22 protein-coding genes are annotated in these 20,613 nt (G+C 43.1%); 13 read left to right on the forward strand and 9 right to left on the reverse strand.

What is annotated here, in order from left to right; all coding sequences use genetic code 11:
- Positions 1 to 145: 145 nt before the first annotated feature.
- The 6 genes from E7Z59_RS04450 to tsaB are packed head-to-tail and all read left to right on the forward strand — an operon-like array spanning position 146 to position 6,554.
- Positions 146 to 847: an ABC transporter ATP-binding protein gene (locus E7Z59_RS04450; protein WP_136335072.1), complete on the forward strand. Its 702-nt coding sequence runs from the start codon at positions 146 to 148 to the stop codon at positions 845 to 847.
- Complete coding sequence (locus E7Z59_RS04455; RefSeq protein ID WP_136335073.1) at positions 840 to 2,072, forward strand: ABC transporter permease; 1,233 nt, start codon at positions 840 to 842, stop codon at positions 2,070 to 2,072. Before E7Z59_RS04450 ends, E7Z59_RS04455 begins: the two co-directional genes overlap by 8 nt.
- A 1-nt stretch (position 2,073) precedes the next feature.
- Entirely contained in the window at positions 2,074 to 3,339 is a 1,266-nt protein-coding gene (locus E7Z59_RS04460; RefSeq protein ID WP_136335074.1) for an ABC transporter permease, read from the forward strand.
- Positions 3,340 to 3,374: 35 nt separating this feature from the next.
- Positions 3,375 to 4,499 carry an efflux RND transporter periplasmic adaptor subunit gene (locus tag E7Z59_RS04465; protein ID WP_136335075.1) on the forward strand — a complete coding sequence of 375 codons (1,125 nt, stop codon included), beginning with the start codon at positions 3,375 to 3,377 and terminating at the stop codon, positions 4,497 to 4,499.
- 18 nt (positions 4,500 to 4,517) lie between these two features.
- Positions 4,518 to 5,870: a TolC family protein gene (locus tag E7Z59_RS04470; protein WP_136335076.1), complete on the forward strand. Its 1,353-nt coding sequence runs from the start codon at positions 4,518 to 4,520 to the stop codon at positions 5,868 to 5,870.
- Between the two features lie 9 nt (positions 5,871 to 5,879).
- On the forward strand, positions 5,880 to 6,554 hold the full coding sequence (tsaB, locus tag E7Z59_RS04475; RefSeq protein WP_136335077.1) for a tRNA (adenosine(37)-N6)-threonylcarbamoyltransferase complex dimerization subunit type 1 TsaB: 675 nt from the start codon (positions 5,880 to 5,882) through the stop codon (positions 6,552 to 6,554).
- Positions 6,555 to 6,572: 18 nt separating this feature from the next.
- On the opposite strand, the gene E7Z59_RS04480 is transcribed toward tsaB, so the two are convergent.
- The 4 genes from E7Z59_RS04480 to E7Z59_RS04495 all read right to left on the reverse strand — a co-directional run bounded on the left by E7Z59_RS04480 (position 6,573) and on the right by E7Z59_RS04495 (position 10,670).
- Positions 6,573 to 7,382 carry a mechanosensitive ion channel family protein gene (locus E7Z59_RS04480; protein ID WP_136335078.1) on the reverse strand — a complete coding sequence of 270 codons (810 nt, stop codon included), beginning with the start codon at positions 7,380 to 7,382 and terminating at the stop codon, positions 6,573 to 6,575.
- A gap of 70 nt (positions 7,383 to 7,452) precedes the next feature.
- Positions 7,453 to 8,292, reverse strand: a complete 840-nt coding sequence (locus E7Z59_RS04485; protein WP_136335079.1) for a mechanosensitive ion channel family protein — start codon at positions 8,290 to 8,292, stop codon at positions 7,453 to 7,455.
- Positions 8,293 to 8,368: 76 nt separating this feature from the next.
- Positions 8,369 to 10,402 (reverse strand): thioredoxin domain-containing protein, encoded by a 2,034-nt coding sequence (locus tag E7Z59_RS04490; RefSeq protein WP_136335080.1) that lies wholly within the window; start codon positions 10,400 to 10,402, stop codon positions 8,369 to 8,371.
- A gap of 67 nt (positions 10,403 to 10,469) precedes the next feature.
- The gene (locus E7Z59_RS04495) at positions 10,470 to 10,670 is read right to left on the reverse strand and encodes a dodecin family protein (RefSeq protein WP_136335081.1); all 201 of its coding nucleotides are present in this window, start codon (positions 10,668 to 10,670) and stop codon (positions 10,470 to 10,472) included.
- Between the two features lie 369 nt (positions 10,671 to 11,039).
- Here E7Z59_RS04495 and E7Z59_RS04500 point away from each other — a divergent pair, with 369 nt between their 5' ends.
- Positions 11,040 to 11,702, forward strand: a complete 663-nt coding sequence (locus E7Z59_RS04500; protein WP_136335082.1) for a hypothetical protein — start codon at positions 11,040 to 11,042, stop codon at positions 11,700 to 11,702.
- A gap of 56 nt (positions 11,703 to 11,758) precedes the next feature.
- Here the strand turns inward: E7Z59_RS04500 and E7Z59_RS04505 are convergent, their stop codons facing one another.
- Positions 11,759 to 12,688: a NifU family protein gene (locus tag E7Z59_RS04505; RefSeq protein WP_136335083.1), complete on the reverse strand. Its 930-nt coding sequence runs from the start codon at positions 12,686 to 12,688 to the stop codon at positions 11,759 to 11,761.
- An 88-nt stretch (positions 12,689 to 12,776) separates the two neighbouring features.
- Between E7Z59_RS04505 and E7Z59_RS04510 the strand changes: the two genes are divergently transcribed.
- Genes E7Z59_RS04510 through E7Z59_RS04525 form a run of 4 tightly spaced genes read left to right on the forward strand, consistent with a single transcriptional unit; the run spans position 12,777 to position 15,578 of the window.
- Complete coding sequence (locus E7Z59_RS04510; protein WP_136335084.1) at positions 12,777 to 13,775, forward strand: PorP/SprF family type IX secretion system membrane protein; 999 nt, start codon at positions 12,777 to 12,779, stop codon at positions 13,773 to 13,775.
- Between the two features lie 44 nt (positions 13,776 to 13,819).
- Positions 13,820 to 14,344, forward strand: a complete 525-nt coding sequence (locus E7Z59_RS04515) for a gamma carbonic anhydrase family protein (protein ID WP_136335085.1) — start codon at positions 13,820 to 13,822, stop codon at positions 14,342 to 14,344.
- Positions 14,345 to 14,387: 43 nt separating this feature from the next.
- A complete protein-coding gene (gene fabD, locus E7Z59_RS04520) occupies positions 14,388 to 15,281 on the forward strand; it encodes an ACP S-malonyltransferase (RefSeq protein ID WP_136335086.1) in 894 nt (297 codons plus the stop codon).
- A 36-nt stretch (positions 15,282 to 15,317) separates the two neighbouring features.
- Positions 15,318 to 15,578: a DUF4175 domain-containing protein gene (locus E7Z59_RS04525; RefSeq protein WP_136335087.1), complete on the forward strand. Its 261-nt coding sequence runs from the start codon at positions 15,318 to 15,320 to the stop codon at positions 15,576 to 15,578.
- Positions 15,579 to 15,608: 30 nt separating this feature from the next.
- Here the strand turns inward: E7Z59_RS04525 and E7Z59_RS15395 are convergent, their stop codons facing one another.
- Positions 15,609 to 15,803 (reverse strand): hypothetical protein, encoded by a 195-nt coding sequence (locus tag E7Z59_RS15395; RefSeq protein WP_136335088.1) that lies wholly within the window; start codon positions 15,801 to 15,803, stop codon positions 15,609 to 15,611.
- 391 nt (positions 15,804 to 16,194) lie between these two features.
- Between E7Z59_RS15395 and E7Z59_RS04535 the strand changes: the two genes are divergently transcribed.
- The gene (locus E7Z59_RS04535) at positions 16,195 to 16,569 is read left to right on the forward strand and encodes a DUF7009 family protein (protein WP_136335089.1); all 375 of its coding nucleotides are present in this window, start codon (positions 16,195 to 16,197) and stop codon (positions 16,567 to 16,569) included.
- Between the two features lie 35 nt (positions 16,570 to 16,604).
- Here E7Z59_RS04535 and E7Z59_RS04540 read toward each other — a convergent pair whose 3' ends face one another.
- The gene (locus E7Z59_RS04540) at positions 16,605 to 17,129 is read right to left on the reverse strand and encodes an META domain-containing protein (protein WP_136335090.1); all 525 of its coding nucleotides are present in this window, start codon (positions 17,127 to 17,129) and stop codon (positions 16,605 to 16,607) included.
- A 170-nt stretch (positions 17,130 to 17,299) separates the two neighbouring features.
- Between E7Z59_RS04540 and E7Z59_RS04545 the strand changes: the two genes are divergently transcribed.
- A complete protein-coding gene (locus E7Z59_RS04545; protein ID WP_136335091.1) occupies positions 17,300 to 17,857 on the forward strand; it encodes a DUF4251 domain-containing protein in 558 nt (185 codons plus the stop codon).
- A gap of 48 nt (positions 17,858 to 17,905) precedes the next feature.
- On the opposite strand, the gene E7Z59_RS04550 is transcribed toward E7Z59_RS04545, so the two are convergent.
- Both E7Z59_RS04550 and E7Z59_RS04555 read right to left on the reverse strand, forming a co-directional pair.
- On the reverse strand, positions 17,906 to 19,297 hold the full coding sequence (locus E7Z59_RS04550; protein WP_136335092.1) for a M16 family metallopeptidase: 1,392 nt from the start codon (positions 19,295 to 19,297) through the stop codon (positions 17,906 to 17,908).
- Between the two features lie 2 nt (positions 19,298 to 19,299).
- The gene (locus tag E7Z59_RS04555) at positions 19,300 to 20,613 is read right to left on the reverse strand and encodes a M16 family metallopeptidase (protein ID WP_136335093.1); all 1,314 of its coding nucleotides are present in this window, start codon (positions 20,611 to 20,613) and stop codon (positions 19,300 to 19,302) included.

Genomic DNA, 20,613 nt, shown 5'->3' on the forward strand with positions numbered 1-20,613 from the left:
TCACCTTTATTTTGGCAGTTTTAACAATATATTAGTAATATCATTGTAACAAAAGCCGGTCTCGAAAGTCTTACATGATGAACCCTTATGGGTATGTTAATAATATTTACAGTTCAAATTGAGCTGTTAAAATACACTAACCATCATGATCGAGATTAAAGACCTGCACAAGTCTTACAGGACGGGCAGTAACTCCCTGCATGTACTGAAAGGAATAAACTTCTCTGTTAAAGAAGGCGAGTTAGTTGCCATCATGGGGTCATCGGGCTCCGGAAAATCCACACTTCTTAATATTCTGGGAATGCTTGACGGGTATGATACCGGGAGCTACCATCTCGATGGGGTGCTCATCAAGGATCTCAACGAGACAAAAGCAGCCAATTACCGTAATAAATTTCTTGGGTTTATTTTTCAATCTTTTAACCTGATCAATTATAAGTCGGCATGGGAGAATGTTGCCCTGCCTCTCTATTATCAGCGTATTAAAAGAAAGGAACGTAAGGATCGGGCCCTGCACCACCTGGAAACTGTCGGCTTAAAGCCCTGGGCTGAACATTTGCCCAGTGAATTATCCGGTGGACAGAAGCAACGGGTAGCCATAGCCAGGGCAATGGCGGCAGAACCTAAAGTGCTTTTGGCTGATGAGCCTACAGGAGCGCTGGACAGTGTTACTTCTCACGAGGTGATGGCCCTTATTCAAAAGATCAATGACGAAGGGAGAACCATTTTGGTGGTAACCCACGAAGAGGATATTGCTCATATGTGTAAACGTATCGTGCATCTTAAAGATGGGGTGATTGTTAGTGACGAGTTTGTAGAACAACAAAGAGCAGAGGCAAATGTTTAGCAGAGACCGCTGGCAGGAGATCTTTGATACGATCAAAAAGAACAAACTGAGAACCTTTCTTTCAGGGTTCACCGTGACTCTTGGAATCCTCATTTTTACCGTCCTTTTTGGAATGGGTAATGGTCTGAAGAATGCCTTTATGGAATTTTTCATGGACGATGCCACCAATACCTTCTTTATTTTTCCCGGTCGCACGACTGAACCTTACAGAGGATTTAAACAAGGTAGGCGAATTCAATTCAGGAATGATGATGTAGAAGATATAAAGAAAGACTTTGCTTATTTCCTGGATTATATCAGCCCGAATATTCAGCGTAGAGGCATGGTTAAATACCAGGGCGAAAGCAATACCTATAGTGTTGGCGGCGTGGGACCCTCTTACCGATTGAACGAGAAGACCATTATGATGAAGGGGCGTTACCTCAATCAGCACGATATAGATAATAGAACGAAGGTTGCGGTTATAGGACGTCTGGTAGAACGAGACCTTTTTGGTAAGGATGCCAACGCCATTGGGGAGTATATTGTTTTTAATAATGTGGCTTACAAGGTTGTTGGAGTTTTCCAGGATGACGGAGGAGATAACGAAGAACGCGTGCTTTATGTTCCCTACACCACCTTGCAGCTGGTAGAAAAAAATAACGATGAAATTAGCAGGATCGTCCTGGGTTATGATACCTCTATTGGGCATGCCGGGGCCATGGCCTTTGAAAGAAGTCTTACAGAGTACCTTAAGGATAAGCACAACATAGCACCGGAGGACCGCAGCGGGATCTTTATAAGAAACCTGGCTGATATCGTACAGCAGAACATGATGTTTGCCAATGTTATCCAGATGGTCGTTTTACTGGTAGGTATCGGTACCCTGATAGCCGGGGTAATTGGTATCAGTAATATCATGGTATTCGTTGTAAAAGAACGAACCAAAGAACTGGGAGTCAGAAAAGCCCTTGGAGCCACCCCCTGGTCGGTGATTGGCCTGGTATTACAGGAATCTGTATTTATCACCGCTATTGCCGGTTATATCGGATTGGTGATCGGTATCCTGATCCTGCGCTCTATGGGAGACAGCCTGGAAGATTACTTTATTGTGAATCCTTCAGTGGGTGTTGGCACCCTGGTCGGGGCTACGGTCATCCTGATATTTTTCGGAGCACTTGCAGGTTATATTCCTGCCAGAAGAGCGGCCCGCATTAAACCAATTGTAGCATTAAGAGACGAATAAGATGTTCAGATTTATATTTGATAAAGACACCTGGCAGGAAATATGGGGCTCCATAAGCAAGAATAAGATTCGTACGGTAATTACGGTTATTGGCGTACTTTGGGGAATCTTCGTATACATTGCCTTATCAGGAGCGGCAAAAGGTCTGGACAATGGTTTTGAAAAGGAGTTTCAGGATATTGCCAGTAACAGTATGTTCATCTGGGCCCAGAGCACCAGTATACCTCATAAAGGATTTAAAACCGGGAGGAGATTTAATCTTAAAGTAAGCGATGTAGAAACCTTAAAGAATAAACATCCGGAAATTCAGTTTATAGCACCTAGAAATGTACAGGGAGTTTTCGGAGGAGAGCCACCCCAGGTGGTGAGAGGATTTAAAACCGGTACCTACCAGGTTTTTGGAGATTACCCGGTGGTTGACAAGGTGAATAAAAAGAAAATATTTGATGGAGGTCGTTTTTTAAACGATGATGATATTAAGTATGACCGTAAGGTAGTAGTGATCGGTGAAAAGGTTCGCGATGAGCTTTTTGATAAGGATGAAGACCCTGTAGGGGGCTACATAAAGATTGGAAGCATCTATTTTCAGGTGATAGGTGTTTATAAATTAAACAACTTTGGTTTCGAAGGCGATGATTCGATCTTTATGCCATTTACCACTTATAGGAAGGTCTATAATTCCGGAGATTTAGTTGGATGGATGGTCGTAGCTGCTTATGATAACGCTGATATTGTGGCCCTGGAAGATAAAGTGAAAAGTACCATCAAGAAGCTTCATGATATTCATCCTGATGATGAGCGGGCAGTGGGAGGATTTAATCTTGGTGAAGAATTTGGAAGGATCAAAGGTTTTGCAAAAGGAATGAACCTTCTTTCATTGGTGGTGGGGTTAGCCACCATTATTGCCGGAGTCATTGCCATCGGAAATATATTGCTGATCTCTGTTAAGGAACGAACAAGAGAATTAGGAGTGCGAAGAGCCTTAGGGGCAACCCCTAGGGAAGTAAAAGCACAAATATTGCTCGAGTCTGTTTTTCTTACGGTGGTTGCCGGAATTATTGGGATCATCCTGGGAGCAGGTGTATTGGCCCTGATACAAGCGACACTGCCTGAAGACGGAGATTTCCCCTATACAAATCCAACGGTACCTATTCCTTTTGTACTGGGTGCCCTGGTGATCATGGTGGTTCTTGGAACCCTCATCGGACTTATACCGGCGCAAAGAGCGGTAAGCATTAAACCGATTGATGCCTTAAGAGAAGAATAATTTATAACGAAAACTAAATACCTAATTCAAATCCAATGAAAATCGTCAAATATTTAGGAATAGCCATATTGGTGATCGGTGCCCTGGGAGCGGCAGCATTCTTTATAAAATCGAATGCAAAATCGCCAATAACCTATGAAACCGAAACGGCCTTCAAAACCGATATCGAAGAGAAATCGGTGGCTACCGGAAAAGTGATCCCCAAGGAAGAGGTACTTATTAAGCCTCAGATCTCAGGGATCATTGATGAGATCCTGGTAGAGGAAGGCGATCAGATTAAAGCAGGCGACCTTATTGCCCGCATCAAGGTAGTACCGAACGAACAGGCTTTAATGAGTGCCAGAGGTCGGGTAAGCAATGCAGAAATTGCTTTAAGAAATGCCAAAATTGAATACGAACGAAACAAGACCCTTTTTGACCGGGGGGTAGTGGCAAGTCAGGACTTTCTTACCATTGAGCTGCGCTACAACCAGGCGCTTCAGGAATTGCAAAACGCCAAGGTAGACTACCAGATCATCAAAAGCGGATCTGCCGGAGGAGAGGCAACCGCCAATACCAACATCAGGGCAACCATTTCAGGAACTATTCTTGAAATACCTGTTGAAGAAGGTTTCCAGGTGATCCAGGCTAATAACTTCAACGATGGTACCACCATCGCTACCATTGCCGATATGAGCAGAATGATCTTTGAAGGGCAGGTAGATGAAGCTGAGGTTGGAAAACTTGAACTTGGCATGCCATTAGAGATCAGTCTTGGGGCACTTCAGGAAGAGACGTTGTTGGCCGACCTTAAATTCGTCGCACCTAAAGGAGTAGAAGAACAGGGTGCTGTTCAATTCAAGATCGAAGGAGATATCAACCTTGACAGCATTAACTCTTTTATACGTGCCGGTTACAGTGCCAATGCGTCTATGATCCTGGAACGTAAAGAGCAGGTGCTGGCTATTAAGGAAGCCTTACTGCAATACGATAAAAAAACTGATGATCCATATGTGGAAGTACAAACAGGAGATCAGGAATTTGAACGGAGAGATGTTGAACTTGGAATATCAGACGGAATTAATGTTGAGATCCTATCCGGGATTGATGAAAACGATAAGATCAAGGTTTGGAATAAAACTGAACCCGTAAAGAGAAATACGGATAAAGACGACGCCTAATTTCTAATAACTACTATTATGAGACTAAAAAATAGCCTGAAGCTGTTTGTTATTTTGTTGTGCCTTTCCGGGATGAATATCTCCCTGGCCCAGCAAAAAAAATGGACCTTGAGGGAGTGTGTAGAATATGCCATAGAGAATAATATTACCGTACAGCAATTTGAACTCGACCTGGAAAATGCCATGGTTGATAAGAAAGATGCGATCGGGAATTTTGTTCCGAGTTTAAATGCAAATTCGAGTGTTGGGTTTAATAAGGGTCTTACTATTGACCCGACAACCAACAACTTCGTTACCGAAAATATTGTTTCGGCTAATGCAAGTGTTTCTTCTAACCTGACCATATTTGACGGGATGCGAAACTTTAATCAGCTCAACAGGGCTAAACTGAGTTCGCTTTCTGCACGCTATCGTTTAGAAGGAATGAAAGATGATATCAGGCTTTCAGTTTCCAATGCCTATTTAAGAGTGTTGGCTAACAGAGAAACTGCCAATACCTTTCGAGCCCAGTTCAGGGCTACCGAACAGGATCTGAAACGTACCAAGGAGCTGGTAGAGAATGGGGTGCTGCCCGAAGGAGATCTACTCGAGATCGAATCGACCGCTGCTACCCAGGAACAGCAGATCATCAATGCAGAAAATAACACACTGATCGCGAGGATCAACCTTGCCCAGTTATTGCAGATCACCGATTATGAGAATTTTGATGTTGTGGATGAGGGATACATCATTCCTGAGTCTAATATTCTTAACTACACTCCGAAAGAGATCTATAACAAGTCGCTGGGGGTGGTTAATGTTATAAAAGCCTCTGAGGTTACTGTAGAATTAGCCGAGAAAGACCTGTCAATTGCAAAGGGTGCAAGATACCCTACATTGGGAGCGAGTATGAATTACAACACTCGTTATAGTGAGTTAAATGTTGATGAGAGTTTTAATACTATTCCCTTTGTTGAACAGTTGTGGCTTAATGATGGTATCTCGTATGGTTTCGGATTAAATATTCCGTTTTTGAATGGATTCGGGGTGAGAAATAATATTGAGCGTCGTCGGATAGCCTTAGACCGTCAACGCCTACAGTATGAAAGTGACAAACTGGATCTGGAGACCAATGTAAACCAGGCCTATGCCGATGTAAAAGGATCGTATAAATCGTATGAGGCGGCTACCAAATCGGTAGAAGCACGCAGACTGGCGTATCAGTATGCCAAAGAGCGTTATGATGTAGGTTTGATGAATAGTTTTGAGTTCAGTCAGGCCCAGGCGCGTCTTGATAATGCTGAGGCAGAATTGATCAGGGCTAAATACAATTATATATTTAATTTAAAAGTATTAGAATTTTATTTTGGGGTGCCCATAGACGAGTTGTAATTTTGCGACATGGCAACCATTTTAAATATAGAAACAGCCACCACCAATTGTTCTGTTAGTATTGGCAGGCAAGGGGAGGTGGCTTTTTTACGCGAAACAGCTGGGCAGGGGTATTCACATGCTGAAAATCTACACACCTTTATAAAAGAAGGGATGGAAGCATTGCAACTGACCTATGCTGAATTAGACGCCATTGCCGTGAGCATGGGCCCAGGGTCTTACACCGGACTCAGAATAGGAGTCTCGGCGGCTAAGGGGCTTTGTTTTGCTGCAGATCTTCCGCTTATTGCCATACCCACCCTTGATATCTTAAATGCCCAATTGAAACCTAACGAAGGGTTGGTTATACCCATGCTTGATGCCAGACGTATGGAAGTTTATGCGGCTGTTTATGATATTAAAGGCACCCGGGTCGTTGAGACCCGAGCTGTGATCCTTGATGAACATTCTTTCGGGGAGGAATTGCGCAAGGGGAAGGTGCACTTTTTAGGAAATGCCAGCGAAAAAACTGCTGAAATAATACAGGACCCCAACGCCATCTTTCATACTGACCTGCAATTACCTTCGGCAAAAGAAATGGCAATGCTTGCAGAACACCGTTTTCAGGAAAATCTGTTTCAGGATGTGGCTTATTTTGAGCCTTATTATTTAAAGGATTTTATGGTTACTCCTAAAAAAGCCTGACCACTTTCGGCTTTTTATCTATTGCTTTCGTATCTGAACCATATGTGGGAAAGGTATTTCCACTCCGGCCTTGTCAAGGGCTTCCTTACAGGCCTTCAAGCAATCAAAACGGACATCCCAGTAGTCTTCTGTTTTTGCCCATGGCCTTACCACAAAGTTTACCGATGAATCTGCCAGGGCTGAAACAGCAACAGTGGGCGCAGGATTTTTAAGGGTTTTCGGGTGTGAGGTAATAGCTTCTATCAGAACTTCCTGAGCCTTTTGAAGATCTGATCCGTAATCAACTCCTATTTCCAGATCGACCCTTAGGGTGCCCTTTTTACTGTAGTTTACAATATTACCGTTAGAGAGGGCTCCATTGGGAATAACGATCGTCTTATTTTCCGGGGAAATGATCACGGTATTGAAGATCTGGACCTCCTCAACTACACCAAGTTCTCCCTGGGCCTCTATAAGATCACCAACCCTGATGGGTTTAAAGATCATGAGAAGGATACCCCCGGCAAAATTGCCAAGTGAGCCTTGCAGCGCCAGACCTATGGCCAAACCTGCAGCGGCAATGATGGCAGCAAAGGAGGCCGTGCTTACTCCCAGCGTGCCCAAAATGACAATCACCAGTAGTACTTTGAGACCGTACCTTAAGAAATTTAGAAGAAACTTGGTCAGACTAATATCGTACTCCCGATTCTCCATCAGGTGTTTAGATACTTTTACAATTCGCTTGATGAGCCAGGAACCTATGATCCATATAAGGATGGCTCCGATGATCTTCGGACCGTAGAGAATTATAGCATCAATACCTTTGTCTAACCAATTTTCCAATTCCATAATAGTAATTTTAAGGTTTAGTGATTAATAACCTGCAATGGAAGGGAAAGCAATCTGGTATTTGGGGAGATTAAGCTTTTTTCTGGATCTCTACCATGTGTGGGAACGGTATCTCAATACCTTCGGCATCAAAGCGCATCTTGGCTTCTTCAATAATATGCCAGCGGCAATCCCAGAAATCAGCATTGGTGGCCCAATAACGCAATGATAAATTCACAGAACTCTCTGCAAGTTCGGCTACCATGACTTGCGGAGCAGGGTCTTTCATGACCTTGTCAAAGTTATTTACTATATCTGTGAGTATTTCTTTAGCTTTCTTTATGTCAGAATCATAACTGATCCCAAAGGTCAGGTTTTCCCTTCTGGTGTTCTCAGCACTGTAGTTGAGAATGTTGTCATTGGCAAGCTTACCATTAGGTATAATGGCGATCTGATTGCCGAAAGTACTCAGACGTGTATTGATAATGCCTATTTCCTTAACAGTTCCTGACATGCCCTGGGCCTCAATAAAATCGCCCACTCTGAAGGGTTTAAAGATCAGGATCAATACGCCTCCGGCAAAATTAGACATAGAGCCCTGCAAAGCAAGACCAATGGCCAGACCGGCAGCAGCGATGATTGCGGCAAAAGAAGTGGTTTCTATCCCGAAGGTGCCTAAAATGGCAACAATTAATAAGATCTTTAGTGACCAACTGATAAGGTTTTTCAAAAATCCGCGCAAACTGGATTCGTAATCGCGTTTGGCCATGATCTTATCGGCAATTCTTACAACACGGCCAATAAGCCATCCCCCGATAATATAGATAGCAATAGCGGCGAGGACCTTAAGGGCTATAGCTTGCAGATCAATATTTTGAATGAATTCAAGAGCTTTTTCCAGAAAATCGTTTGATTGAGTGCTTTCTTGCATAATAGAATTTTTAACAAATTTAAGAAAACTACTTACAAACCCGATTAAATAACCTGTTAAACAGCGATTAAGGTCGTTATTTTGAGCTATTTGTAACCTGTTTTAAGCAAGACGAAAGATCAGAGACCGGGAGGTCACATCGTTGATCGCGACAAACATAGAACAGTTCTTTTCCGTTTTGAAAACGCCCATTTAGCAGGGGTATATTACTGGGTATCTCTGCATGAGCAACCACCACGTTGGGGAGGTAGGTTTTCTGGATTTCCAGGGTGTGTTGCATGGCATTGCTCCCGGTAATTGCAATTTCGAATGCAGGGTAGGTAAATTTCAGGGCCAGGTGAAGCCAGTTGGCATGACTATACCCGTAAGACCTCATATCATCCTTCATACGCACCAACATGGCCTCTGAAAGGTTCAAGTAGGCGGTATTGCCGAAAATAGTACCCAGGGTATGCAGGTTGTGGGCCATGACCGAATTCGAAGCAGGGATCACATTGTCACTTTTCTCAACAGGAGTATTTATGAGGCCGGGTTCGTTCTTTGAGGTGAACCCAAACATTTTGTGCTTCTCATTAAAGAAATTATCAAGAGTATAGTTACACAGGTCTCTGGCCCGAATCAAATAGTTTTCACCACAGCCTGCCTGGTAGAGAAGAATGTAGGCCTCTATCAGAAAACAGTAATCTTCCAGGAACCCCGATATAGCAGCCTTCCCCTTTCTAAAGCTGTGCAGCAAGCTGTTATCGTTACTGAACATATGCTGCTCGAGAAAGGTAATATTACGAAGCGCGGTTTCCAGGTATTTGTTTTCACCTGTAGCCAGGAAGGCATTAACGAGTCCGGTTATAGCCATCGCATTCCAGGAGGTCAGGCACTTGTCATCAAGACCGGGATGTGGTCTATTACTTCTTGCAGAAAGAAGCTTGCCGGTCATACTTTTAACGAGTTCGTCAAATTCGGTGCTATCCATACCCTTATCAGCAGCGATACTGCCGAAGTCTGAGCTTCGGAATAATACATAGCGTCCGTTTTCCCAATATCCTTTAGCATTGATATTAAATACCGTTCTGAAGATCTCAAGATCTTCACCCAAAAGTTCTTCCAATTCCTTCTCGGTCCAGGTATAAAATGCCCCTTCTTCCTGAACACCCTTTTCATTTAGACTGTCGGCATCAAGACTGGAATAAAACTCTCCTTTAGGCCCTGTAAGTTCTCTGCTAATAAATGAATGTATGCCATCAATAACACTTAGGTATTCAGGATCCTTATACTTTTTATAGGCCAGGGCATAAACAGATAATAGCTGGGCATTGTCATACAACATCATTTCAAAATGGGGAATATGCCACCTGTTATCAGTGGAATACCGTGCAAATCCGCCCCCCAGCTGGTCGTAAACACCTCCATGGGCAATTTTTTTCAGGGTGGTTTCAAGATGTGATTCTGTAAATTCGTCTTTCTCCAGGTGGGTGTAGGCGAGCATGAAATTGAGGTTTACTGGCATCATGAATTTTGGGGCTCCCTTTCTGCCACCATACTCCTGATCCATATATTGTTTCCAATGTTGAACTGCGGTATGTAACAAGTCCTTTCCCGGAAGGTCACTATCGGCAGGGGGGTTTAAACTATTCAGAACCCCTATGCCTTCGGTTAACCGCGAGGCGTAATCCTCAACTTTATCACGTTCGTTTTGGTAGAGTTCCCCAAGTTGTTTTAAAACAGATACCCATTGTTCTTTTTTAAGATAGGTGGCTCCCCAGAAAGGTCTTCCATCAGGAAGGGCAACAATATTCATGGGCCAGCCTCCGCTGTTGGTCATGATCTGCAGGGCCGACATATACACCTGATCGATATCAGGACGTTCTTCCCGATCTACCTTGATATTGATGAAGTTTTCATTCATAACCTGTGCTACCGCTGGATCTTCAAAGCATTCCTTTTCCATGACATGACACCAGTGGCATGCGGCGTAACCAACACTAATAAGGATTGGCTTATTCAAGGCTTTGGCCTTTTGAAGCGTTTCGTCGTTCCAGACTTGCCAATGTACCGGATTACCGGCATGTTGTAAAAGGTACGGACTATTTGAAGTGTGAAGTTCGTTGGTCATATATAGATTTTTTCTACAAAAAAAACGTCCCTCCCGGGACGTTGATCAATAGATTCCCTTCATGGAATTATTTTATACCAAAGGTAATCTTGACATTTACCCGGTAAGACTGGATCTCTCCATCCTTGATCGTGGCACTTTGTTCATTAATATACACCGATTTTATATTATCAACAGAATTAGAGGCTTTCTCTACAGCCTTCTTTGCTGCATCTTCCCAGCTTTTATCAGAATCGGCCAGTACTTCAATAACTTTTAAAACAGACATTGGTTTTGATTTTTAGGTTGAACAATACGTATTAGCAATAAAGATAATGATTCATATCTGAAATAAAGATAAAGCACTGTAAAACAAATAGTTAAAAGCTTAGCGCTCTTAAGTTAATTATTATTTAATGTTACGGAAACAGCTCTTTTTCAAGACTGTAACACTTTTGCACTATTAATACAGCGGCTGAATTACTTCTGTGATATGATCTTTTCTCCATTTGTCAAATACTATATTCCCTTATTTGCCGGGAGAATACTGCGTATTTTTTCCTGTGCTATTAATGGTACAAATGGATGGTTCATTCTGATGTTGACCATACTATGTCTGGGTGTTGCAGTTTATTTATTGACAACAAGGAAACCACTCTTGAAGAGAAGAGGTTACAGGCTTGATGAACTAGATACTTGGGTGCCCGGCGCATCAGGCAGGATGAGGCAGGTGATCATGGAGGTCAGCATGATCTACACGGATACGATAGGAGGGTTGGCCATAAAAGATCCTGAGGACCTGCAAAAAAATATGGTCAAACTATCGGCCCTGGAAGCAGAAATTGGTCAAATATCGGAAGAAATAAGGGCTGTTCTTTGTTCATCGGAAAAGACCTCTGTAAAGATCGGTAAACCCTATATTTCCATTTTAGATCATCTACAGGGCATGATCAGATCGGTAGGAAATATTACTGCTGATAGTTATGACCATCTACTTAACCATCATCGTAATTTAAGCTTCAATCAGATCAGGGAGCTCAGGAGAATATACGAGCGTTCTGAATGTGTTTTTGAGTTGTTAAACGCTTATTTTGAAAACAGGAGGCCGAAGAACATACAAAGAGACCTGGAGGAGTCTTTTTCATTATTTAAGTATGTTTCGGGACTTACCAAAACGCAGAAGGTACGGTTGAAAGATGACCGGATCGTGGCATCTAACATAAAACTTTATGTTAACCTTCTAAAAGACACCCGCGATCTGATCGGTAATACTGTAAATCTGATATGCTTACTTTACGGGCTTCCCCCGACAAAACCGTAAGGTCAAAAAAATAAAAAAGCCGCATTCTTGCGGCTTTTTATATTGTGGTATATGTTTTAGCCGTTTATGGCGATAACCTCATTTACTTTTTCATTGAGCATATTCTTCAACATAGTCTCGATTCCGTTCTTCAGGGTAAAAGTAGAAGAAGGGCAACCGCTGCAGGCTCCCTGGAGTATTACCTTCACTGTTCCTGACGCTTCATCGTAGGAGTCGAACATGATATTTCCTCCATCGCTGGCAACGGCCGGCTTTACGTATTCTTCTAAAATGGCAACGATCTGCTGTGAGGTATCATCAAGACCGGAAAGATCGGGTCGGGCTGGCGAAGCGGCTGCTGATGCCGCAGTATCGGCCGATTGACCGGGTTGTACGCTTACAGCCTCATCACTAACAATGGTCTTTCCTTCTTCGAGATAGCTTCTCAGGAATTCTCTGAGTTCCATGGCAACATCATTCCACTCAGCAATATCATATTTCAATACTGAAACATAATTTTCGTCGATGAATACCTCTTTCACGAATGGAAAATGAAATAATCCGGTTGCTAATGGTGAGGGTTTAGCTTCTTCGATGTTCTTAAATTCATACGGAGCCAATACCAGCTTTTTATTAACCACAAATTTCATGGCAGCAGGGTTCGGCGTAGACTCGGCATAAACCGTTACAGGAACTTTTTCATTAGAGTCCTGGTTAATAAATACAGGCTCTCCTGAATTCAGGTAATTTTCTATCTGTTCTGCCACCTCTTCCTGAACATCGGGCCACTGTACGATATCGTAGCGCTCTATGGCAATGAAATTTCCGGAGATGTAAACTGTTTTTGTAAAAGGCAGATAAAACAATTGCTTGGCCAGAGGCGAGTTGGCTGCTTCATCTACATTCCTGAATTCGTAGTTTTTATCTCTTGAAATAAACTTGTTAGCTTCAAACTTTACAATAGCAGGCCTGTTAGTAGGCTTTATTTGGATCTCTATCTTATTCATTAACTATATTTTGGTGCAAAATTACAAAATCACTGGCGAACTGTCTTATATTTGAGATGGTTCTGTTTGAACAGTAATCTCAACCCGGATGGCCATTTCTAAATTAACGGCACTGTTCCTTTTCTTCCTGCTCCCTGTTTTGTGTTCCAGCCAGGAGGGACTCCCGGTATATCACGATTATCTTTCTGATAACTGGTACCTGATACATCCGGCTATGGCCGGTGCGGGCCAGGGAGGGAAGGTGCGACTTACCGCCCGAAAGCAATGGTTTGACGCAAAACGTGCTCCCAACTTACAAACACTTAATGCTCATATGCGAATAAGCGACCGCAGCGGGGCAGGGATCATTCTCTTAAATGATGAGAATGGCTATCACTCTCAAACCGGAATAAAACTTACCTATGCACATCACCTTCGGTTTTCCAGAGATCTGATTGACCTCCATCAGCTTTCTTTTGGATTGAATGTTGGACTACTGCAAAGCCGGTTAGATGAATCTGAGTTTATGTCTCTGGTTCCCGACCCTATAGTAAGTGGTGGTAACCTGCAGAGTACATACTACAACGTTGACCTCGGTTTATCCTATCATTTCCTTGAATTCTTCTTTCACGTTACCCTTAAAAATCTCCTGGGTACAGGGAGAGACCTTTACACCGTTGAAGAGATCGATAACCTGAGGCGATACCTGGTGACTTCAGGATACGTTTTCGGAAAAAATTCGTGGCAATATGAACCATCGGTACTGTTTCAATATGCAGACTATACCCGTGAGTCTATGGCTGACCTTAATTTCAAGGTATACAAGCAGCTCACAGGTATAACACTCTGGGGAGGGATGTCGTACAGAACCAGTCTTGAATCCGGAAGCAAAGCAGCATTGAATGCAGCAACTTATGGACAGGGCCTTGATCTGTTAACCGCTCTTGCAGGTTTTAATTACGGGAATTTTATGTTTTCGTACACCTATTCTTATCAGACAGGAGATGCTATATTTGATGCCGGGGGATTTCATCAGATAACCCTGGGTTACGATTTCTTAAAAGGTAAACAACCTTATGATTGTAAATGCCCGGCAGTAAATTACTGATGTGATCCTTGAAAAAAGATCTACAACCAGATAAAATTTCGACTATGATTTTACGAGAGGTTCGCGGTAACAAACCGCAATATGGTAAAAAATGCTTCTTTGCAGAAACAGCTACCCTTATTGGCGAAGTCGCCATGGGTGATGAATGCAGTGTTTGGTATAATGCTGTGGTAAGGGGCGATGTCCATTACATCAAAATGGGCAACCGGGTAAATGTTCAGGATGGAGCCGTCATACATTGTACCTATCAAAAGAGCCCGGTAAATATTGGCAACAATGTTTCTATAGGGCATAATGCCATCGTACACGGTTGTACCATACATGATAATGTGCTTATCGGTATGGGAAGTATTGTGATGGATGATTGTGTGGTGGAATCGAATGCCATTGTAGCGGCAGGTGCAGTGGTTACCGCCAATACCAGGGTGGAGTCAGGATATATTTATGCCGGTGTTCCCGCGAAAAAGATCGCGAAGGTGCGCCCGGAATTGAGCAGCGGTGAGATCGAACGTATCGCTAATAATTATGTAACCTACGCCTCCTGGTTTACAGAGGGTGATGACGTTTGAATTAATTAGCTACTTTTGCATTTAAATAATCAAAAGAACTAGGATGAAAGCATATGTATTTCCCGGACAGGGTGCGCAATTCACAGGAATGGGTCTGGATCTTTATGAAAGATCGGCCGAGGCAAAAGAGCTCTTTGAAAAGGCCAATGAGATCCTTGGATTCCGGATCACTGATATCATGTTTGAAGGCTCTGCAGATGACCTGAAACAGACCAAAGTAACCCAGCCGGCAATCTTTTTACATTCGGTTATATTGAGTAAGGTAATGGGAGACAGTTTTCGTCCGGATATGGTGGCTGGTCACTCTCTTGGCGAATTTTCTGCTCTGGTAGCCAATGGAGCTTTGAATTTCGAAGATGGACTAAAGCTTGTTTCCAGAAGAGCCTTGGCCATGCAGGAGGCATGTGAAATGAAACCGAGTACCATGGCGGCTGTTCTTGGACTGGCCGATGAGGTGGTAGAAGAGGTTTGTAATAGTATTGACGGAGTGGTGGTACCCGCCAATTATAATTGCCCCGGACAACTTGTGATCTCGGGAGAGATCGAAGCTGTTGAAAAGGCTTGTGAGGGCATGAAGGAAAAAGGAGCAAAAAGAGCGCTTTTACTCCCCGTGGGAGGTGCCTTTCACTCTCCTTTAATGGAGCCTGCAAGAGAGGCCCTGGCAACGGCTATTGAACAGACTGTTTTCAATACCCCTGTTTGTCCCGTGTATCAGAACGTAACCACTACTGCGGTAACAGATCCTGAAGCCATCAAAGAGAATTTAATAGCACAATTAACCGCCCCCGTTAAGTGGACCCAAAGTGTACAGCAAATGATCGCAGATGGAGCTCAGTTATTTACGGAAGTAGGCCCCGGAAAAGTACTCCAGGGATTGGTGAAGAAGATCGATCGTTCAGCCGAAGTTGCTGCCGGTGAGGTTCCGTCAGCGGAATAATAATTACCTGAAGAATTTAACCTTAATAATGAGACTATGAGAAAAATGTTAGTGTTCGGAGTAATCCTGATGGGCGTTGGATTAACCACTATTTCCTGTCGTGAAAAGACCACCGCAGAGAAAATAGAAGACTCCTTTAAAGATGCGGGAAGTAAGCTAGAAGAAGCAGGCAAAAAGCTCGGAGAGGCGGGTGAAGATCTCGGAGAAGCTGCAGAAAAAGCGGGAGAAGCCATCGAAAAAGAAGCTAAGAAAGTAGAGAAAGATCTCGAAAAAACGCTTGAAAAGATTAAGCTATAAAAAAAGCCCCTTTCCGGGGCTTTTCTTTTCTTAAGCTGTGATCACACAGTCTTTACAATCTTTTACCTTTCCATAATAGGTTTCGCGGTACTTGTGCAATGTTTGAAGAGGTACCAAACCTAAAAGCATCTTCTTAACATAAGTTACTTTCACGCTTATACTTCCCATTTTTTTGCTGTACCTTTTTTCTAATCTTGTTTTTCTGCTAATGCTTATTAAAGACATACTATAGAATTATTGTAGCAAATAACGCTATTTCAGGCTCTTAAGTCAAATAGTTATATCTTATGTAAAATAGAATTTTCCGGAATATCTGTCAGAAAAAGAAGTAAATTAGTATGTTCACAGGTGCCATTCGGGCATGACCTGATCCTAAGTGTATGGGCTCTCTTAGAGCTTATGGCATAGGGGGTAAGGGCCATATTATGTCAAACTCGATATCGTTTGAATTCCTGCTATTGTGTCTCATTGGTGAGGATCATAGATAAAATCTATATACCCTGATGAAATTGGGCTGATCACGGCATAAATTGTGAAATAATTTGGATTTTAAAGTAGAAATACTGTTCAGTTTACCCGGAATTGTAGTTTATAAAACACCTAATAAGCCATAGCCATGAAATTGAGAATTAAGGGTGATACCATTCGAATGCGACTCACACAGGGGGAGGTGGATGAATTTCGTAATACAGGCCGCGTCACCGATACGACTACTTTTTCTACCCCGTCATCATCTTCCCTGGAATACGCCCTGGTAACAGAAGAGAATGGCAGGGAACTCTGCGCCTCCTTTTCAAATAACAGTATTACAATACACGTTCCGAAGGCCATAGCCCGGAAATGGACGGAAACCGGGCAGGTTGGTTTCGATAACCGGGAAAAGGAAGGCGTGTTGCCAACTCCCTATATTTTGGTGGAAAAAGATTTTAAATGCCTGCATAAACGGCCCAATGAAGATGAATCTGACCATTTCCCGAATCCTCTTTCCTGAACTTCAAACTTCAGCATGCCCTGAGTTCAAAGTTTTTACTCCTTTTTACCTAATACGAAAACTGCCAAAGGGGCCATACGTGCTTTGTTCAAAGACAAGGTATCTCCATTAATAGTGTAGTTGTCAACCTTATCCAGTACTTCCATAAACGGCAGTTCGATCTCATTAGGCATACAAGCCATTTGGGTAGAAATGATCTGCGAAAATGTTATGCGATTTCCTTCTTTAAGGCTGTAGTTTCCTCCGATATCATTACAGCTGTTATTGCCACCAAAACGACTGTTCTCTTCATCAAAAACAAGGTAGGCCGGTTTTTGCCCCTCCTCAGGATTTATAGCCTCTCCGCCAAGCTTGATTAGTATCCATTGTCCGTCGGTAAGGTCAGCAGCCTCAGTAACGGTCTTTCCGGAGCTCATACTTTCTTCGGTTCCGGTTATGGAATCATTGCCTTGGTTGGCGGATTTGTTTTTTTCATTTACGGGTCCGCAGCCGGCCATCACGATCAATGCCCAGATCATGATATAAGGGATGTTAAGCCGAATTCTTTTAGCGTTTTTCATGTTTTATAAAATTTTGAAGTTTGAATGATCGAAATAGCAGTTTTTATGCCAGACTCCTTTCATGCAGAGATAAAATAGTTTCCACCCTCCTTTAAAGTTGATGTTTTATTAGTGTCAGACCATAATTATCTAAGGTAAAGATTGTAAATTAATCAGGCAAATATTTGAAAATGAAAAGGTTGTTTGTTTTTTGTCTGCTAGTGCTTTTGATGGTCTCCTGTGGTTCGTCAAAATCAGAGCCTACACCCGAAGAATTATCTTCTTTGAAAGCACTGTTGGAAGAAAGGGATTTTGAATTCCAGGCGCTTTGGGCGCTGCCGCAGACCACCCGGGAAATGGCGGCGTTGGCCAATGCAGGGTTGTTGAGAAATGGCGATACCCCAAACAGGATCAACCTTGTTGGTAACCCCAATTATCTTCGTATGACCGGTGACTCGGTGGACGTTAACCTGCCGTATTACGGGGTGCAACGAATGAACGTATCCTTAGACCCTCGAAAGAATGGCTTTAACTTTCATAAACCCTATCAGGGTTTCGAGCTAACCTATAAACCCGAGAAACAACTTTATGAAGTGCGCTTTGAGGTAACCGATAAAACAAACAGTTACTGGATGATCCTTACCGTATACCCGGGGCGTACCGCTTATTTGAAGGTCAACAGTTCAAACAGAGATTTTATCAATTACGAGGGTAAAATAAGCAGCATTAAGGAGAAAAACTCTCCATAAGAGCTATCCCAATGCTGCCTTATTAAGACACCTTTTCTATGTGTTCATCTATTGAATTATACTTTCTATCTCAACCTTACTTACTTCCCCGTATTTGGCGGCAATACCCTCAATTTCTGTAGCCTTTCCTATCATGACGATCTTAAGGTGGTCTTTCGGGAAATAAATGCTGATGATCTCTTTGACCTTTTCTGTGGTCATTTGATCAACGTTGGTGTTGAAATTGTTAATAAACGATTCGTCAAAACCGTACCAGAACATTTCACTGAGTAAACCGGCCAGTTGACCACTGGTTTCAAATCGAGGAGGAAATTGCCCTTTCACGTAATTCCTTGCTGAGGTAAGATCCTGCTCTGAGATTCCCTGATCATGCAGTTTTTTAAGTACTTCAATGGCCTTATCCATGGCTGCTTCTGTGGTTTCGGTGGCAGTAAAGGTACTTATATAGAAGCTGCCGCCTTCTTTCATAGTATCAAACCGACTTCTGGCACCATAGGTAAGCCCTGAATTAACCCTTAATTCATCGTTGAGCATGGAGGTAAAACGTCCTCCAAAGAAGGTGTTTACCACCATGATGCCGAGATAATCCGGGTTGTTTCTGCTGATACCTCTACCACCAATATAAAAGGTGGTTTCGGTGGCATCATCTTTGTTAACCAGGAGTACCTGGTTGCTCTCGGCCAATTCGGGAAGGCCGTCAACAGAGGTGCTCTCAGCCTCTTTTCCTTTCCATGAGCCGAAATAGTTCTCCATACGTTCTTTCATGGCTTCCAGGTCAAAATCGCCTACGATGCTTATCACAGCTTTTGAAGGATGATAGTGTTCGTTGAAAAACTCCCGGATATCTTCTCTTGTGATTGACTGTACCGAACTCAGGTTGCCATCGGTAATGGTGCCATACTGGTGATCGCTGTAGATCAATTGGTCAAAGAACTGACCAATAACGGCTCTTGGCTGCTCTTTCTTGCGTTCTAACCCGGCCAGGTGACGGTCTTTTTCCTTCTGCAGTTCTTCTGCATCAAAACCTGGTTGGGTCATGATCTCAGCCAGGATGGGCATTACCTTATCGAGGTCTTTGGAAATGAACCCTGCTTCTAAGCCGGCGAATTCTTTCCCTGCATAGGTATTGATCTCTGCCCCTAAAAAATCAAGGGTCTTATCAATATCCTCCTTAGAATAGTTGGTAGTACCATGTTTGAGAGCAGTTGCCGTAAGGTAGGCAATCCCCGGCTTAGTATCATCGTTGACAGCCCCTGCGGGGATGAGCGCTGAGATACTTATCAAAGGCACCTCCTTTTGTTCCATCAGATTAATGGTCAGGCCATTTTCCAGCTGATAAGAAGTGTATTCGGGGAATGTATAGCTCTGGGCGAACAGGACATTGCCTGTTAAAAAAAGTATCCCTATGAAGATGATGTGGTGTTGAATATTTGATCTCATGACTAATTTTCTGGTTGGTTACGAATAATCCCCACGGTTTTGTTCTGATGGGTAAGGTATTTTTGGGCGACCTCCTTTATCTCTTCTTGGGTAACCTTATTGAAGGCCTCGGGTGCATTAAACATTTCTGCATAATCTCCAAAAAACACCTCATAGGTGCCTATATTGTTAGATTTACCGTTGATGGTCTGTATCTGCTGATAAAATTCTATAAGCTTCTGATTCTTTACTTTTTGCAGTTCTTCTTCGGTGATCCCTTCGGTCAGGATCTTTTCTATTTCCTCATAAATACCGGATTCAATGGCCTCTGTATTGACCTCAGGGCTGGCAAGGGCATATATGGTAAATAATCCCGGGTCAAAACTGGCATCGAACAGGGTGCCTATTTGAGACACCTGTTGTTTGTCATCAACAAGGCTTGAATATAATCTGGAAGAATTTCCATTGCTCAGCACAGCACTTAATAAGCTCAGGGCATAATAATCTTCATGGGTGGCTTCAGGCACATGATAGCTGATCATCATATAGGGGGTGGCTACCTCGCGGTAATGGGTGAAGCGCCGCTCTCCCTTTTGTTCAGGCTCTGTGATGTGAACCTTGGGGGGGGAAGGCTGAGCAGGAATGGGGGCCATGTATTGCTCTGCCAGCTTTTTAACCTCCTCTGTGGTGATGGCTCCGGAGATAACCACCACACAGTTATTGGGAGCATAGTAAGTTTCGAAATAGGCTTCCAGGTCTTCCTGGGTCCAGTTCTTCATGTCATCTTCATAACCGATCACGGGCCATTGGTACGGGTGTTCCATAAAGGCCATTCCATTGATCAGGTAGATCAATTCACGCCAGGGTGAATTCTCCAGTCCTGTTCTTCTTTCGCTCAGAACAACGCCTCGCTCGCTCTCTACCATTTCCGGTGCAATACTCAGGTTGGCGATGCGGTCACTTTCAAGATCAAAGATCACTTCTGTAGACGCGGCCGGAAACCAGTCGGTATATACGGTTACATCATTGGTGGTATAGGCGTTGTTGGCACCTCCATTGAATTCCATGACACGGTCAAACTCTTTTGGACCGTATTTTTTAGCACCGTTGAACATCATGTGTTCAAAGAAATGAGACAGACCGGTGATGCCCTGGTATTCATTCCTGCTGCCTACCTTATAAAAGAGATACATATTGGCATTGGGAATGGAAAAATCTTCGACAACCAGAAATTTCATTCCATTGTCAAGCCTGAAGGTGTCTACATCACTCGCCTTGAGCTGAGCGCTCAATAAGAGGGGACACAAAACAAATACTAGTAAGAGTATCCTAAACAT

Source organism: Robertkochia marina (assembly GCF_004799345.1).
In the GTDB taxonomy this organism is placed as follows: Bacteria; Bacteroidota; Bacteroidia; order Flavobacteriales; family Flavobacteriaceae; genus Robertkochia; species Robertkochia marina.